This window comes from Shimazuella soli, assembly GCF_022511585.1.
Lineage (GTDB): Bacteria > Bacillota > Bacilli > Thermoactinomycetales > Thermoactinomycetaceae > Shimazuella > Shimazuella soli.
Genome location: NZ_JAKWBN010000002.1, coordinates 531,807 through 549,314 on the forward strand (window position 1 = coordinate 531,807; position 17,508 = coordinate 549,314).

17 protein-coding genes are annotated in these 17,508 nt (G+C 37.9%); 10 read left to right on the plus strand and 7 right to left on the minus strand.

The window, feature by feature from the left end:
• Positions 1-68: 68 nt before the first annotated feature.
• Positions 69-1,043 carry a glutaminase gene (locus MK805_RS07610; RefSeq protein ID WP_240875161.1) on the minus strand — a complete coding sequence of 325 codons (975 nt, stop codon included), beginning with the start codon at positions 1,041-1,043 and terminating at the stop codon, positions 69-71.
• Between the two features lie 200 nt (positions 1,044-1,243).
• On the opposite strand from MK805_RS07610, the gene MK805_RS07615 reads away from it, so the two are divergent.
• Together MK805_RS07615 and MK805_RS07620 are read left to right on the plus strand one after the other, a co-directional pair.
• On the plus strand, positions 1,244-2,551 hold the full coding sequence (locus tag MK805_RS07615) for an ATP-binding protein (protein ID WP_338057486.1): 1,308 nt from the start codon (positions 1,244-1,246) through the stop codon (positions 2,549-2,551).
• 4 nt (positions 2,552-2,555) lie between these two features.
• Positions 2,556-3,467 (plus strand): response regulator, encoded by a 912-nt coding sequence (locus MK805_RS07620; protein WP_240874986.1) that lies wholly within the window; start codon positions 2,556-2,558, stop codon positions 3,465-3,467.
• Positions 3,468-3,490: 23 nt separating this feature from the next.
• On the opposite strand, the gene cdaS is transcribed toward MK805_RS07620, so the two are convergent.
• Complete coding sequence (gene cdaS / locus MK805_RS07625; protein WP_240874987.1) at positions 3,491-4,159, minus strand: sporulation-specific diadenylate cyclase CdaS; 669 nt, start codon at positions 4,157-4,159, stop codon at positions 3,491-3,493.
• Between the two features lie 322 nt (positions 4,160-4,481).
• Between cdaS and MK805_RS07630 the strand changes: the two genes are divergently transcribed.
• A complete protein-coding gene (locus MK805_RS07630) occupies positions 4,482-4,880 on the plus strand; it encodes a hypothetical protein (RefSeq protein ID WP_240874988.1) in 399 nt (132 codons plus the stop codon).
• Positions 4,881-5,098: 218 nt separating this feature from the next.
• Here the strand turns inward: MK805_RS07630 and MK805_RS07635 are convergent, their stop codons facing one another.
• From MK805_RS07635 to MK805_RS07655, 5 genes are all read right to left on the minus strand, one after another.
• On the minus strand, positions 5,099-6,358 hold the full coding sequence (locus tag MK805_RS07635) for a dicarboxylate/amino acid:cation symporter (protein ID WP_240874989.1): 1,260 nt from the start codon (positions 6,356-6,358) through the stop codon (positions 5,099-5,101).
• A 186-nt stretch (positions 6,359-6,544) separates the two neighbouring features.
• On the minus strand, positions 6,545-7,261 hold the full coding sequence (locus MK805_RS07640; protein WP_240874990.1) for a response regulator: 717 nt from the start codon (positions 7,259-7,261) through the stop codon (positions 6,545-6,547).
• Positions 7,262-7,266: 5 nt separating this feature from the next.
• Complete coding sequence (gene dcuS, locus MK805_RS07645; protein ID WP_255724540.1) at positions 7,267-8,862, minus strand: DcuS/MalK family sensor histidine kinase; 1,596 nt, start codon at positions 8,860-8,862, stop codon at positions 7,267-7,269.
• A 127-nt stretch (positions 8,863-8,989) separates the two neighbouring features.
• On the minus strand, positions 8,990-9,226 hold the full coding sequence (locus MK805_RS07650) for a hypothetical protein (protein WP_240874992.1): 237 nt from the start codon (positions 9,224-9,226) through the stop codon (positions 8,990-8,992).
• Between the two features lie 136 nt (positions 9,227-9,362).
• Positions 9,363-10,976 (minus strand): putative polysaccharide biosynthesis protein, encoded by a 1,614-nt coding sequence (locus MK805_RS07655; RefSeq protein ID WP_240874993.1) that lies wholly within the window; start codon positions 10,974-10,976, stop codon positions 9,363-9,365.
• A gap of 227 nt (positions 10,977-11,203) precedes the next feature.
• Here MK805_RS07655 and remA point away from each other — a divergent pair, with 227 nt between their 5' ends.
• From remA to fmt, 7 genes are all read left to right on the plus strand, one after another.
• Positions 11,204-11,476, plus strand: coding sequence for an extracellular matrix/biofilm regulator RemA (remA, locus tag MK805_RS07660; protein WP_240874994.1), 273 nt, complete (start codon positions 11,204-11,206; stop codon positions 11,474-11,476).
• A 59-nt stretch (positions 11,477-11,535) separates the two neighbouring features.
• Positions 11,536-12,141: a guanylate kinase gene (gene gmk, locus MK805_RS07665; RefSeq protein WP_240874995.1), complete on the plus strand. Its 606-nt coding sequence runs from the start codon at positions 11,536-11,538 to the stop codon at positions 12,139-12,141.
• Positions 12,142-12,166: 25 nt separating this feature from the next.
• The gene (rpoZ, locus tag MK805_RS07670) at positions 12,167-12,373 is read left to right on the plus strand and encodes a DNA-directed RNA polymerase subunit omega (RefSeq protein WP_240874996.1); all 207 of its coding nucleotides are present in this window, start codon (positions 12,167-12,169) and stop codon (positions 12,371-12,373) included.
• 102 nt (positions 12,374-12,475) lie between these two features.
• Positions 12,476-13,666, plus strand: coding sequence for a bifunctional phosphopantothenoylcysteine decarboxylase/phosphopantothenate--cysteine ligase CoaBC (coaBC, locus tag MK805_RS07675; RefSeq protein WP_240874997.1), 1,191 nt, complete (start codon positions 12,476-12,478; stop codon positions 13,664-13,666).
• On the plus strand, positions 13,663-16,107 hold the full coding sequence (gene priA, locus MK805_RS07680) for a primosomal protein N' (RefSeq protein WP_240874998.1): 2,445 nt from the start codon (positions 13,663-13,665) through the stop codon (positions 16,105-16,107). Before coaBC ends, priA begins: the two co-directional genes overlap by 4 nt.
• A complete protein-coding gene (gene def, locus MK805_RS07685; protein WP_240874999.1) occupies positions 16,064-16,537 on the plus strand; it encodes a peptide deformylase in 474 nt (157 codons plus the stop codon). The genes priA and def overlap by 44 nt, the downstream gene beginning before the upstream one ends.
• Positions 16,534-17,496, plus strand: a complete 963-nt coding sequence (gene fmt, locus MK805_RS07690; RefSeq protein WP_240875000.1) for a methionyl-tRNA formyltransferase — start codon at positions 16,534-16,536, stop codon at positions 17,494-17,496. The genes def and fmt overlap by 4 nt, the downstream gene beginning before the upstream one ends.
• Positions 17,497-17,508 lie beyond the last annotated feature (12 nt).

The window sequence follows — 17,508 nt, forward strand, 5'->3', positions numbered from 1 at the left end:
TTTCAACTCCAATTCTTAGTTGTTTCAATTTCACACACATTTATGGCAGCGATTTCCTTTTGAATGGATCAAAAAATACTTAAATCACATTCACTAACGAGGTGTTCAAGCAACTTCACTCCAGCTACACTATTTCCAAGATCATCAATGGCTGGACCATAGATTCCAATGCCACATCCATCTGGAAATAGGGCTCGTTTTCGCGCTGGTGAAAGTGCCACGATTCCCCCAGATACACCACTTTTAGCTGGTATTCCAACAAAAGCAGCAAATTTACCAGAAGCATTATACATGCCACAAGTGAGCATTAAACTTTTTGTCAATCTAGCTACTTTTTTTGGGATGATTTGTTCACCTAAAATAGGATTGTATCCATCATTCGCCAATACTAATCCTATTAAAGAAATATCCTCTACGGTCACTTCTATCGAACACTGTTTTAAGTAAACCTCCAGTGTCACTTCGACCTCAGATTCTAAATATCCCATTTCTTTTAAGTAATAGGCGAGTGCCCTATTTCGATGAGCCGTATTCCATTCTGATTGAAAAACAAGCTCATTTATGACAGGACGTTTTCCAACCAATTTTTCTAGTAACTTGTACAAAGATTCTAACTTTGTTTGGGGAGAATCTCCAATGAGAAGGGATGCAACTGTGATGGCCCCAGCATTTATCATGGGATTAAATGGTTTTCCTGGTTTATGCATTTCTAAACGAATAATGGAGTTAAAGGAGTCGCCAGTTGGCTCAACATCTACTCGTTCCATGACATAGGAAATACCATGTTCGATACATACAGCGATAAAGCTGATGACTTTGGAGATGCTCTGCATCGTAAAAGGAATATTGCAATCTCCTGCTTGTATCTTTGATCCAGTGGGTTCTATGATCGAAATTCCCAAATGTGATGGATTAGCTTTTTCAAGAGCAGGGATATAGCTGGCACAGTTTCCTTTTGAAGTATAGGTCTTAAAATGCTTGATTAAGTGATCTAAATATTGGGAGGTAATTTGGTTATGATTTGCCTTTTTTTCTACAATAATAGGTAGCACCTCCTTTTCATTTGAGATGATTTTTATTCATTTTGGGCTTAAGATTCATGAAATGAAAAGGTTTTCAACTTGTTATTTAGAGGCATATGTCTTATTCTAAAACATGATCTATGTAATCAGACAAAAAACTACAAAAAACCCCACTGAAAAAATTTTGTTGAGTCAATGAAAAAATAGAAATGGACCGGGTAGTGAAGATGATGAATATCAGTGGATTATTGAAAAAAGACAACTTTATCCTCATTCTTATGATCGTGACAGTTCCATTAGCAAGCGAATTGAATTTTTATCCATTTAATGAATCGTTCCGCATTAGTTTTGCAGCGCCAACCTTTTTCTTCTTTTTGTTATTGTTCCGCAAAATGCCTGTAATATTACCAGGGTTATTAACTGCTATATTAATAGTTGGATTTAGGATTGTTATTGATTCCATGACCCTGCCACACTTTGATTGGACATCATCTTTGCAAAATCAATTCTCTGCTTTTTTCTATTACTTTACTTACTCCTTACTTTTTTATTTGTTTAAGGTAAATCGTTTTTATGAACGCCCCTTGGTTGTTGGGGTGATGGGATTTTTCATCGAAATTTTTTCTGATTTATTCGAGATGACAGTACAGTATATTGTATTAGGCACAATGATTAGTTGGATAGCATTTTATCAAGTGATGATTATTGCTATATCCCATAGTTTTATGGTTCTTAGCTTTTTTAGTATGTGGAAGTTATACGAAGCACAAGTAAAAGCCAAACACATTGCAAAACAAAATGAACATATGCTCATGCTTATTTCCAATTTATATGAAGAAGCGATTCATCTGAAAAAAACATTGCAAACGATCGAGAACACAACCAAAAAATCATATGATCTTTATAAAAGTCTTCATAATTTGAAAGAAGAGGGCAATAAAATCCAAGTGGAGGAATGGAGGAGACAAGCTCTAAAAATAGCGGGAGATATTCACGAAGTAAAGAAAGATAACCAACGTATTTACGCAGGTCTTGCGAAACTAATATCTGATGAAGGCATGACCGATTTTATGCATGTTCGGGAACTTCTTGAAATTATTATACGGATTAATAGGAAATATGCAGGATTGAACGAGAAAAGCATTCGATTTGATTACCAGATAGAAGGGAAACATCCTCGCTATCATGTCTTTACAGTTTTATCCATTATCAATAACCTCATGGCCAATGCAGTGGAGGCGATCCTTAAAAAAGGGAGAATCACCCTCTGTGTAAGTCAAGATGGTGAGTTTGTTGAATTTCAAGTAATCGATAATGGACCGGGAATAGCTCCAAAGCATTACAAATTGATTTATAAGCCAGGGTTTACCACCAAATATGATGATCTAGGAAACTCCTCTACAGGTATTGGATTATTTTACGTGAAGGAAATGGTAGAGGAATTAGGTGGTTCGATTGATGTTCAGTCGGCCCAGGGATGTAACTTTCATATAAGATTACCAATATACCGTCTGATAAAGAAAGGATAATCCTATGCTATTTTATATTGTTGATGATGATGAGGCTATTCGATCAATGTTGGATCAGATTATTGAGGATGAGGATCTAGGGAGATTGGTTGGAGAAGCGGAGGATGGCTCTCAGATTGATGGGCCAGCACTAAACGCAAAAAATATTGATATTTTAATCATTGATTTGTTAATGCCAAATCAAGATGGTATACAAACCATTCGAAAAGTAAAGCCTTCCTTTAAAGGAAAAATCATTATGCTTTCCCAAGTGGAGTCAAAAGAGTTAATTGGAGAGGCTTATTCACTAGGACTTGATTACTATATAACGAAACCAATCAACAAAATGGAAGTAGTGTCCGTCATTCAAAAAGTGATGGAGCGTATTAGACTAGAAAAGTCCATCCAAGATATCCGTAAATCCCTTGGTGTTTTAGACATAGGGCAAGTACAAGTTCCAAAAGCTGATTTGAGAGTTTCTGGAAATATACTCTTATCCGAACTGGGATTAGCGGGTAAAAGTGGTAGTACTGATTTACTCGATATCATCGATTATCTCTTTTACAACCACAAGGATGAATCATTGAAACAAGGATTTCCAGCTCTTAAAGAAATTTTTTTTCATGTAGCGAAACAGAAGCTAGGGGATGCTTCTTCGGATCAAGATATCAAAAAGGAAGTCAAAGCTTCTGAACAAAGGGTACGCAGGGCTATTTATCAATCTTTAAAGCATATAGCATCTTTAGGTCTTACTGATTTTTCAAATTGGACATTTGAAAACTATGCTTCCAAGTTTTTTGATTTTGCTAGTGTACGGGAGATGATGACAGCAGAGCAAAAAGGTCAGACGTTATCGAATTCGACTGTTCGAGTGAATACTAAAAAGTTTATCCAAGTTTTTTATTTCGAAGTGGTTCGTTTACACACCGAGAGCTGATTGAACGTAGCTTAGAACTTGGTTTAACTAAGGTTAGAAAAGTCAGGGGTAAAAGTAATGATAGTCTCCTGCACAGAATTAGGAAGCAAAGAAACAGGATATAAGTGACCATCGATCGCAAAAGTAATTTTTCCCGTTTCTTCCGATACAACCAGAACGAGAGCATCACTTTTTTCTGTCAAACCTAGAGCAGCTCGATGACGGGTTCCAAGTTTTTTCCCATTTCCTTTTCTTCCAGATAGAGGTAAAACATTTGCCGCAGATACAATTTGATCAGACTGGATTAGGATTGCGCCATCATGAAGAGGGTTCCCTGGATAGAATATAGATTCAATCAAAGTATGATGGACAGATGCACCTACATGGATACCAGGTCGAATGAGGGAATTGAGTGCATCTTGGCGTTCGATAACAATGAGAGCCCCATGTCTTCGCTTTGCAAGATTTTGAATGGATCGAGATATATCTTTGTAGTTTTTTGTATAGGGTGACAGATAGCAATTTAAATAAAAAGTAGCTGCTAATGTTTCGATTTGTAAAAATCGTTCTCTTAAATCCTCAAGATGCCCCAAAAGACAATAATTATCTGCATCCAGTAAATGGATGCCTTTCTGTATATCCATCGTAATATTTTGTAATTCATCGGATAACTGATGTTTTAATGGAGAGAAATCACAATTTGTCTCTTGCATGAGCGGCGCCTTCTTTCAATGAGATATTCCTTTTTTGTATTGTTTCCATGAATAGATGTATAAATTCTACTTTTATAATTTGCGAATAGAGAGCCTGACAACGAAAGAAGTTTGCAACAAAGATGGGAATCATCTGAGAGAAAGTAACTTCTCCGATGAGATTAATATCTTTATAGTGTGATGTACTATTTCCATTTGTAATATTTTTCTTATATCTTCTTCATAGTAGGAAGATATATAATTATTCTAATCGGAAGTAATAACAAAATCATATGAATATTTTATTTCCGAGAAAAAATTATATGGTAGTGGAGGGGTATGAATGAATCTAAAGAAATTAGGTGCTTCTCTTTTGCTTTCTGCTGTTGGAATTGCAATTCCTTTTTCATCTGCATTTGCAGGTTCATGGGATTATAAGGGAAACTATTCTTTCCATTATAATTCCACGCATGGGTATGTTACCGATATAGTATATTCTACAGGAGGATATATTAAATTTTGCCCAAGTCAATGGGGTACCTCAGTAAAATCTTATACGGTGTGGGAATATGATCCAGACAATCCAGACGATAAAATCGCTAGTTTTGACTTTGTGTCAAATGGTGAGTGTAAAACGGTTTATGTGAATAATTACGTTGATGGTAGCAATAATAGAGCAGAAATTTATATCGCGACAGATGGTTATCTTGCAAGCTCAACTTATGTTGATATCTGGGATTGATTATATACTACACTAGGAATGACAGCGCTCTCATGAGCCTGTCTTTTTATGTTGAGCAAATTTGAAGATATACAATTATTGTCTAATTAAAAATTAAGACATTATTTAGTTTCTTGATTTCACAAAAAATGAGCTCTTTACAAGATAGATTTTTCTTCCAGAATGCTAGATTCATTAGCATTCTGGAAGTGCCCAATCTTAGTTAAATCCATCTAACATCAGATATTATTCACTAACGACTTTTGTTCTTGTACCTCCTTCTCAGGATGAAAATCATTTTCACTTTTAGAAATAATGATGGTAGCGATTCCATTTCCAATCATATTGACGATTGCTCTTGCTTCTGACATAAAGCGGTCTACTCCTAAAAGCAATGCCATACCTTCTAGTGGGATGACTTTCATGGCAGCTAAGGTGGATGCTAACACGATGAACCCACCGCCTGTTACCGTTGCTGCTCCTTTTGATGTTAGCATCATAATTCCAATGATGGTTAGTTCCTGTTCAAGGCTAAGATGCACACCACTTACTTGAGCCAAAAAGACAACAGCCATTGTTAAATAAATAGATGTACCATCCAAATTAAAGGAGTATCCTGTTGGTAGAACTAAGCCTACCGTTGATTTAGAGCACCCATATTCCTCCATTTTTTTCATCATTCTCGGCAGGACAGATTCCGATGAAGAAGTACCTAGTACAATTAATATTTCCTCTTTAATAAATTTAAGATAATTCCATAGACTGAAACCATAAAATTTACAAATAAGATTCAGTACAACGAATACAAATAAAAACATCGTAAGATAAACGGAAAGCATTAATTTACCAAGAGGCAGAAGCGAGGATAAGCCAAATTTACCAATAGTAAAGGCCATAGATCCAAATGCACCGATTGGTGCTACTCGCATTACCATATTCACAATCTTAAAAAACACTTGGGAGATTTGATCGAAAAGATCAATGATTGGTTTTCCTTTTTTTCCAAAGGAAGTCAACGCGAATCCAAATAGTACTGCGAAGAAAACAATCTGAAGAATATCTCCTTTCGCAAAAGCATCCACGATATTGGAAGGTACAGCATGAATCAAGAAATCAAAAAGCCCCATTTTTTCTCCTTGGCTTGTATACTGAGCTAACTGATCTTTCCATTGAGATGTATCAAGATGCACACCTACTCCGGGTTTAACCAGATTAGCAATAATGAGGCCAATAATTAAGGCAAAAGTGGTAACGATTTCAAAATAAAGCAGAGCTTTACCTCCCACTCTCCCTACTTTTTTCATATCTCCCATTTTGGCAATACCAAGGACAATAGTGAAAAAGATAATAGGAGCAATCAACATTTTCACCAAATTAATAAAAGTATCTCCAAGAAATTTCATATTTTTAGCTATCTCAGGGAAAAAAGCCCCTAAAAGTACACCAATGGCAATGGCCGTTAATACTTGAAAAGTAAGATTCTTAAATAATTTCTTCATTTGTTTTACCCCCTACCGTTTTTGAAGGATTAGTTAAGTGAGGTATATGCTGAAATCGCTTTCAATTTCAAACAGACCAATCTCAAAATCAACCCTGAAGGTGTTTTAACATATTACTTTATGTTGAAAGATTTATGTACCATATGAAAGTAACAAAGTAGTTTTGTAAGTAAAAAAAGCAATCGATTATTTATTGGTCGCTTGTAAATAGGGGTTTATTTTACTAATGTTCCTTTTGTTTACATAATATCGGTGAACAGGGCGTCCAGCCGTTTTGTAATTTAAGTCAAAGGATAAGAACTCAATCTCCACTAAAAAATGCAAATATTTTCGGATGGAGACACGCGAGATGCCTAGCATATCAGCTAATTCTAAAGTGGAGAATCCTTCTTTAATCTCGAAAATCTGATTTACCACACGTTGTAATGTCTCTTGTGTTAATCCCTTTGGTAACTTGAGGTTTGGTGATTTTTTTTGAAAAAGGAATTGTTCATCAAGCTCCTCTTGACTTATTTTTTTCTGTGTTTTTATAAATTCATATTCTTTTTGGTATTTCGTTAATGCAGCGATAAATCGTTCGAATTGAAATGGCTTAATTAAGTAGTCAACTGCACCGAGTCGCAATGCTGTTTTTATATTCTCTATGTCACTCGCAGCAGAAATTATGATGACATCGATTTTTTTCTCTTCTTTTCGTAGCTTGGTAAAGAATTGCATACCATTCTCATTCGGCATAAAAATATCCAACAAAATCAGATCTACTCTATTTTTTTCTAAAAAGGTCCACGCTTCTGATGTATTAGCGGCTGTTCCCACACACTCAAAACCTTTTACAGATTCTAAATAGTGCTTGTTAATCTCCATCACCATTGGATCATCTTCTATAATGAATACCTTTATCACGGATTTCATTCCTTACTTTGATAGGGAAGTTTTACAATGAAAAGCGTTCCTTCTTCATTGGAGGAAAAACTAAGAGTTCCATGTAAGTTCTCTACATTTCTCTGAACTAGAAATAATCCATAACCTCGGTTTTCTCCTTTTGTAGAGAGACCTTTCTTAAATATATTCTCATGTAAATCCTCTGGTATTCCTCCACCACTGTCTTTAACAGTAATAGAAAAGATCATTCCATCATATTCGAGAAAAACATCCACTTCTTTTTTGGAGCTGTTTTCAGAAGACTCAATTGCATTATCAATCAAATTTCCAATAATCGTGACGATATCATCTATTATTTTAGGATTTTTTGAGAGTGGTAAGGTACCATCTCCGAAAATAGTAAGCTTCACACCATGTTCTCTGGCATAACTTAGTTTACTTAGGAAAAAACCAGCCAAGATAGGTTCTTTAACAAGCTTTGAAACGGAGTCTATCTCGAGTTGATAATGATCTGTAATGTTCTGAATGAAAGAAGTCAATCTATCGTACTGTTTCATTTGCACAAGTCCTAGAATAACATGTAATTTGTTCATAAACTCATGTGTTTTTACTCGAAGTGCTTCTGCATATAATTTGACTCCTGATAATTGAGTCACTAATTTTTTTAATTCTGTTTTATCTCGGAAGGTAGCGATGGCCCCAATTACTTGATTGTCAACTTTTATTGGAACTCGATTTACCACAAAAACCATTCCGTTTAATTTATGTTCTTGGTCATATTCTGGAATGCCACTTTTTAAAACATTACTCAATCGGAAATCAGGCATGTAATTTTCTACGTTTTCTCCTATAGGCCTATCATGATATCCTACCTTTTGGAACATACGAATAGCTTCCGCGTTTGCTATGACAATGTCCCCTTGTCGGTTAATCGCTAGAATTCCCTCTCTCACCGATTCTAACATAGCATTGCGTTCCTGTAATAAATTGGCTATTTCAAATGGTTCCAAACCAAACAAAATACGCTTCACTTTTCTTGCCAGACCCAATGCACCTACTATACCGATAAGGAGCCCAAAACCTATACCGATATAAATAATACGAGTGCTTTGTGCAATGGCTGTTTTTACCTGGTTTAATAGAATTCCAACAGATACAACGCCAACTTGTTTTCCTGTGGAATTTCGGATAGGTACAAATGCACGTAGAGATCTTCCTAACGTTCCTTTTGCAATAGAAATATAAGATTTTCCATTCATTGCTTTTACTTCATCTTTACCTACAAACCTTTTCCCAATTTCTTTCTTATCAGGGTGAGATTTTCTGATGTGATGCATATCCATCACAACAATGAACCGTACTCCTGTAATTCTTTGGATTTCACTCGTAAAGGACTGGATATCTGCATCTTTTCGTTTTCCCTCTAAAGCCTCGATGACTACTGAGGAATGTGCAACAATTTGTGCAGTAGTCATTGCCTTTTCGGAAAGTGTTTTTTCCGTATGATCGCTTATTTTCTTCCCAATTAAGATTCCAGTTACAGATAATGCCATGGTGAGTACAATACTGACAAAAAGGGCAATCATAAGCGCAAGGTTTATAGGTTTCTTATTAGAAGTCATATTTTAATCCTTTTAGAAAGTTGTTTGTACGATAATATGATGTCGCTTTCATTTCTAGTTATATATCAATCATAGTGAACTAAGTTCTATAATTTATATATTATTTTTTATTTAAATCAAGAAAATACTAGCGAAAGTTTTTAAATACAACCCATTGCACGATATAAAGACCATGCATCATCAACCCAATGGTATAGTCACCTGTTATATAATTCAGTATCCCACCAAAAAATAAAGTTAATTTTAAAATTCCTTCTGCAATAAATCCTAAAATCCAAACCCTTCGTAGTTGAACTCTGGCCATGACAAGGAAAACTATTGCAAATAGAATGTAGAAAAATTTTGAATGAAAGAAGTCCTCCATAGAATTACTCCTTACTTTATTAACTAGCCTTACATTTGAGAATAACACAGAAGTCAAAACTATTTTGCTGGCAGATGCCATTATCGGAAAATATTAGCTAAAAGAAAAAGGCCTGCATTTTTTGCAAGGCCTTTTTCTACATGCTTTCTACTTGTTTTAGCAATTTTACTTTTTGAAAAAACCGAACCAATTTATTGCCCATCGGCAGCATACGTAGTTCACTATGGCTGACGGTTTTGGTTAGGAGCAGTAAAATAAAGTAGACGATGATCGCGATCAAAATGTAGATGAAACTAATCCACAAATAACCCCAACGATCAAAGTGCTCTGCTATAAACCAACCTCTCATTGCCTGATAAGATACATATACGACACCCGCCATCAAAATCGAGGCAAACAATGGTTTCATAAATACATTTTTCATCGAAACCTTGATATTTGTTTTGCGGAAAACCATCCAAATATTGAGCATACAAACCACGATGTAAGCAATAACCATAGCAATTGCAGATCCAGCGATTCCATAGAATGGGACAAAAATGAAGTTACAAATGAACTTGACTGCTGCTCCGATTAACAGATGACGAACAGGCAGTTTGTTGTATCCCAAACCTTGCAGTATGCCTGAGCTTGTAACGGCTAGGGTACTAAAGACTGAAGAAAAAGCCAGAATAGCTAAAGTAGAAGTTCCTTTTGCATCCAAATACATCGCGATATTAAAGGGTTCTGCTAAAATACTTAAGCCTAGACTAGCTGGTAGACTAATAACAAGTGTCATCATCCAAGCTTGGGAAATCTTGTTGTTGACAGCTTCCATATTATTTTTTGCAACATAAGCACCGATTGCTGGAATCAATGCAAGGGTAAGAGAGGACGAAAAAGTAGAAATGATATTTACAAAGGGTTCTCCTCTTGCATATATTCCGTACAGGGTACCTGTCATGGAAGCATTATAGCCCATCTCCATTAATATTCTAGGGATTGTGAGAGAGTCTACTAATCCGATCAACGGAAGAACAAGTGTTGCTAATGAAATAGGAATAGCATAGGCGATGATAGATTTTGATAAATCCCACAAGGATTCTTTCGATGATGGTGCTACTTGGATAGCTGGTTTTTTTTCTTTGGCATTGTACCAAAGTACTACGATCAATCCGGCAATTGCACCAAAGACCGCTCCAGCAGTTGCACCAGCAGCTATTATCTCAGCTCCAAAGCCAGTTACTTTTAACCAATAGACTAATCCGATAACAGTGACAACGCGGATAACTTGTTCGATCACTTGAGAAATACCAGTAGGCATCATTTGCTGATGTCCTTGAAAGTAACCACGGTAAGCTCCCATTACGGGAACAAAGAGAATAGCGACAGCTAATACCTGAATAGGCAGTGTATTTTGTGGACTTTCAAGCATCACATTTGCTACAAAATGTGCACCAAAAAATAAAATAAGTCCAGAGACAATCCCTGTCAGCGATAATATGATAGCAGCAGCTTTTTTTACTTTTTGGGCACCTTCATAATCATCTCGTGCTAATCGTTCTGCTACAAATTTGGAAACAGTAATTGGTATACCAGCAGATGCGATCATCAGAAGGATGGAGTAAAAAGGAAAAGAAATCCGATATATCCCCACGATCTTATCGCCAGCGATGTTTTGTAAGGGAGCCCAAAACAGACTACCCAGTATTTTGGTGAGTAGTGTTGCAACACTGAGTATCAGGGTTCCTTTAACGATTTTGTTTGACATGAATCAAGCTTCCTTTAACCCGTTTTTACAATATCGTATTTAGTTTAACAGGAATGAATAGAAAAAACGACCTAACAACGTGAGGAATTCATGACACTAAACAAAGCGGGAACATAAAATCTTTGTTAACTGAATTCGTTTTGTTGCGTCTTACTGAAAAACAAACTACAATAGCATAGAGAGATTTATAAGCGATATTCCCAGCATGGGTGAGGAGGAGCAATATTTTGGGCATTAAATTAATTAATATAGGTTTTGGTAACATCGTATCAGCAAATCGTATCGTGTCGATTGTGAGTCCTGATTCAGCACCAATTAAAAGAATCATACAAGAAGCACGAGATCGAGGTGTATTGATCGATGCTACATATGGACGACGAACCCGTGCAGTAATCATAACAGATAGTGATCATGTCATTCTTTCCGCTGTACAACCTGAAACAGTAGCACAGCGTCTAGCAAATGTCACCAAAGAGAGTACAGAAGAATTAGTAGATTAGCTCCGGTATAAATTGGTAATAACTACTAAAAGATGTTAGAGTAGGAAGGTATACGATACATGACTAATGCCAGTTATCAAGAACGAGGTCTTCTTATTGTCGTATCTGGTCCTTCAGGTGTGGGAAAAGGAACGGTATGTGGGTTGCTGCGAAAACGTAACCCAAATCTGATCTACTCCGTTTCTGCTACTACGCGTTCCCCTAGACAAGGTGAAATCCATGGGGTAAACTATTTCTTCCATACAAGAGATGAATTTTCCGCCATGATTGAACAAGGAGAACTGATCGAGTGGGCAGAATACGTGGGAAATTATTATGGAACGCCCCGCCAGTTTGTAGAGGATAAATTGAATGCAGGCGAAGACGTTATTTTGGAAATTGAAGTTCAAGGAGCAAAGCAAGTAAAAGAACAATTCCCTGAAGGGATTTTTATTTTTCTACTGCCACCATCGATGGATGAATTGAAGCGGAGGATCATGGGCCGTGGTACAGAAACGGTATCAACGATTCAACGTCGTCTTCATGTGGCTTCAAGTGAGTGTAGAGAATTAGCAATTTATGATTATGCTGTGATTAATGATAAACTGGAAAATGCTTGTGAAAAGATTGAAGCTATTTTGATTGCAGAACATTGTCATACTTCTAGAGTTATTATTGAAGATTAACGAGATGGACAGGAGGAATGGATAGGTGCTATATCCATCCATTGATAAATTAATGGCAAAAGTAGACAGCAAATATTCATTAGTAGTACTTGCTGCAAAACGCGCACGTGGACTTTTAGAAGGGCAGAATGCCCATATCAAACCAAAATCACACAAGTATGTTGGTGTGGCATTAGAAGAAATTTCTTCGGATATTGTCGTTACACCTGTTCGTGCAAGACGACAAGGATAAAGTTTGTAAGATTTCAAATAAACAACCTGGTATAAGGTTGTTATTTTTTTAGTGGGATATCCCATACATTGCGAACAAACCTGTGTTTAGTGAGGGATAGAGATGGAGAGAAAACGCATCTTATTGGGGATTACTGGAGGAATTGCAGCATATAAAGCAGCAACTATTGCGAGTAAACTTACTCAGCTAGGAATGGATGTACGCACGATTATGACCAAGTCAGCAACCGAATTTATTACTCCTTTAACTTTACAAACTCTCACCCGTAATCCAGTAGCGATAGACACCTTTGATGAACGTGATCCCTCTCGTGTCATGCATATTGATTTGGCAGATCATGCTGATTTAGTACTAATTGCACCAGCGACAGCGAATCTAATCGGAAAAATAGCAAATGGTATAGCGGATGATATGTTATCCACAACTATATTGGCAACCCAGGCGCCTATTGTTCTTGCACCAGCGATGAATGTACATATGTACCAAAATAAAATTGTCCAAGAAAATATGCAGAAACTAGCATCCTATGGTGTGACATATATGGAACCTGATGAAGGTCAATTGGCTTGCGGTTATGTAGGAAAAGGGCGTCTCGCAGAACCAGAAGAAATTGTCGCATGGGTTCAGGCTTTTTTTGCATCAAAACGTTTGTTAAAAGGAAAAACAGTCCTGCTAACAGCTGGTCCTACCGTGGAGGCCATTGATCCTGTTCGTTATTTGTCGAATCATTCGTCAGGGAAAATGGGGTATGCATTAGCAACAGCAGCCTTGCAGGCAGGTGCAAAAGTGATCTTAGTCAGTGGACCAGTTTCTTTGACACCTCCTGCTGGAGCAGAAGTTATTGCTGTAACAGGAGCACAAGAGATGCATGATGCAGTTCTCGCAAATCTAGATAGAGCAGATATTGTGATAAAAGCAGCAGCAGTCTCCGATTATAGACCAAAAGAAGTATTGCCACAAAAACGAAAAAAGCAGACAGACAGCTGGGAAATAGAATTGATAAAGAATCCCGATATTGCATATGAAGTAGGCAAGCGTAAACGAGAAAATCAACTATTAATTGGTTTTGCTGCGGAAACACAGAATATCGAAAAGTATGCAAGGGAGAAGTTGGAGAAGAAGAATATGGATTTTATTATCGCCAACGATGTGCTTCAAGAAGGAGCAGGGTTTTCTGTTGACACAAATGCAGTAAAAGTTTATGGAAAACAAGGTTTTATCCATTCCTATCCAGTGATGCCTAAAAATCAATTGGCAGAAAAATTAATTCATTGGATTGGGGAACAGCTATGATTCAAGTAGCAAAAGTAGTGGTGGATGTTCCAAGCAAAGGAACAAACCGACCTTTTGATTACTTAGTACCCGAAGAGTTAATCGGTGAGGTTCAAATAGGAAGCCGAGTGGAAGTTCCTTTTGGACCACGGAAAATACTAGGATATGTAATCGGGCTAACTCTGTCCTCTCCCGCCCAAAAACTAAAGAATATTTTAGATGTAAAGGATATTTTACCACCGCTTACTCAAGAATTAGTTCAACTAGGACAAGCGATGGCAGAAGAATATTTTTGTCATACCATTACCGCATTTCAATCGATGATTCCTTCCGTGTTAAAAGGGAAATATCAGAAAAAAGTTTATTTGGGCTTAGAAAGTAAAAGCTTTGACAAAAAGATAGAATCCCTGTACCAACTGCTAGAGAAGAAGATATCGTGCAGTTTTGAAGAAGCAGAGCGATTAGTTGGCAGACAGGCACTGCGAAAATCGATTCAAGATGGAATTCTCAAGGTGGAAGAGCATGTGGGTGACCGAGTGACAAAAGAACGAATATCTTGGGTGAAAGTGAAAAGTGCAGATTTGCAAGAAATTCCCAAAAGGGCAAAAAAGCAAGTCGAAGTAATGCAATTTTTACTCCAAGATCATCCCGAGGTACCGCTTTCCACGTTATTGGCTCAGACGGGAGCGAACAGGCAAACGGTCAAAGCACTAGCTGAACGTGGATTGGTACTGATCGAAGAAAGGGAGCAATATCGTGATCCGTATCGAGATGCCACCTTTGAACCTACTATACCGTTAGAATTGACTGCAGAACAACAACAAGCATTTAACACAATTAAAAAACCTATTCAAGAAGAGCAATACGAGTCGATTCTCTTACATGGGGTAACAGGCAGCGGAAAAACAGAAATTTATTTGCAATCGATTGAAGAAGTGTTACAGCGAGGAAAAGAAGCAATAGTACTGGTTCCAGAAATTTCGCTTACCCCACAGATGGTAGATCGATTTAAAGGGCGATTCGGAGAAAAAGTAGCAGTACTTCACAGTAGACTTTCAGCTGGGGAACGGTATGATGAATGGCGCAAAATTCGCCGTGGCGAGGTTCAAGTGGCAATAGGTGCGCGTTCTGCTATCTTTGCTCCTTTTACCAAACTGGGTTTGGTTATTATCGACGAAGAACATGAGTCATCCTACAAACAAGAAGAAAGCCCACGTTACCACGCAAGGGAAATTGCCAGATGGCGTGCACAATTTCACCAAGCTGCTGTAGTTCTTGGGTCTGCTACCCCTTCACTGGAAAGTTATTTTCATGCTCGAACAAATGCTTATTCTTGGGTAACATTAAAAGAAAGAGTAAAAAGCAGACCTTTTCCAACAGTAGAAACAGTCGATATGAGGGAAGAACTGAAACAAGGAAATCGAACGATGTTTAGTAGGGCACTAACCACATCGATTCAAGAAACCATTGCACGTGGTCAGCAGGTTGTTTTGTTTTTAAATCGCCGGGGATATGCTACGTTTGTGCTATGTCGTTCATGCGGAGAAGTAGCAAATTGCGAGCATTGTGATATTGCCTTAACCTATCACCATACAAATCGAACCGTACGCTGCCATTACTGTGGCTATACGGAAAAAGTGCCCACTACTTGCCCCAAATGCCAGAGTGAACATATTCGTCATTTCGGTACCGGAACGCAAAAGGTCGAGGAAGAGTTGACGAAGCATTTTCCTGGAGTTCGTGTCATACGGATGGATATGGATACGACAAGTAAAAAAGGTTCTCATGAACGGCTATTGCGCTCCTTTGGGGAAGGAAAAGCGGATATTTTACTCGGTACACAAATGATTGCCAAAGGGCTGGATTTTCCAAAGGTTACATTAGTAGGAGTTATTGCTGCAGATACGATGCTAAATCTTCCAGATTTTCGAGCAGTCGAACGAACTTACCAATTGCTGACACAAGTGAGTGGCCGTGCTGGCCGTCATGAACAACCTGGGAAAGTGATCATTCAAACCTATCAAGAAGATCACTATAGCATTCAAATGGTTTCTCAGCATGAATCAGAGGCATTTTACCGCAAAGAGTTATTATTAAGGAAACAACATCACTATCCCCCGTTTTGTGGATTGTTTACGATAACAGTCAGTCATATCGATCGTGTTTTAGCCATGAAGCGGGCCGTGGACATCTCCAATGTTTTGAAAGGAAATCCAAATTATGAGGTGTTAGGACCAGTAGCACCATCTGTATCGAAAATAAAGGATCGCCATCGCATTCAAGTAATGGTGAAATATCCGAACGACCATGAAATTATTGGGGAAATCCAATCAAAGTGGAAAATTGTTGAAGGATGGCCTAAAGATAAAGAATTACGTATACAAATTGATCGTGATGGTGAAATAGGAGTGAACACAAATGTCTATACGCAACATCGTGAAGTATCCCGATCCCATTCTTAAGGAAAGGGCAGTAGAAGTGACAAGATTTAATGACAGGTTAGGCAAACTGCTCGATGATATGGCTGAAACCATGTATGATGCTCATGGTGTAGGATTGGCAGCTCCTCAAGTGGGAATTGGAAAAAGAGTCATCGTGGTAGATGTTGGAGAAGAATTAATCGAAATGGTAAATCCAGAGATTGTGGAGAAGTCAGGAGAACAAATAGAACCACCAGAAGGCTGCCTTAGTATTCCTGGATTACTTGGTTATGTAAAAAGAGCAAACGTAATTCGGGTGAAAGGGCAGGATCGAAACGGAAATGCAGTGGAGATCGAAGCTGAAGGCTTTTTAGCCCGGGCATTCCAACATGAGATTGATCACTTAAATGGTGTATTATTTATTGACATAGCAGAGAAAGTGTTCCGCCCGGAGGAGGAAGAGAACCGATGAGAGTGATATTTATGGGCACCCCAGCTTTTGCGGTGCCTTCTTTGTTAACATTGATAGAAGAAGGATACAATATTGTTTCCGTCATAACGCAACCGGATCGTCCTGTTGGCAGAAAACGAATTTTAACCCCACCGCCAGTCAAAGAAGTGGCGATTGAACACAACATTCCCGTCTACCAACCAGATAAGATCAGACTGGAAGAGGGCATTCATTATGTTAGATCAATGGAGCCTGATTTGATTGTTACAGCTGCATTTGGGCAAATCTTGCCGAAAGAAATATTGGAGATACCGAAGTTTGGCTGTATCAATGTCCATGCTTCCCTATTGCCCAAATATCGAGGAGGAGCCCCCATACATCAAGCATTGATCGATGGGGAAACAGAGACAGGTGTTACCATTATGTATATGGTCGAAGCCTTGGATGCTGGGGATATGATCAATAGCAGGAGTATTCCGATCACAGATAACGATCATGTTGGCAGCTTATTTGAAAAACTTTCCCAAGTAGGTGCTGAATTAGTAAAAGAGACTTTGCCAGCACTGATTCAAGGTAAAATAACTCCGGTTCCCCAAAATGAAGAACAAGCTACCTTTGCACCAAACATTAAACGAGAGCAGGAAGAAATTGATTGGAGCCGTTCTGCTGTAGAGATTCGCAATCAAATACGTGGTATGCACCCTTGGCCAGTTGCGTTTACTTACTGGAGAGGACAAGCATTTAAAGTTTGGTGGGCAGAACTGGCAGAAAATACTCCTGAAGGAAAAGAGCCCGGTGAAGTGTGGGATCTGACAGCAGAAGGTATCTTTATTGCTACTGGATCTGGTTCTCTTCGCTTGACGGATATCCAACCAGCAGGAAAAAAACGCCTAGCAGCAAGTGATTTTGTTCGAGGTCGACAAATGAATATCGGTGAATTTTTAGGTGAAAAGAAATCGGAGTCTAGCACACTTTTATGAGAGTTTGCTAGA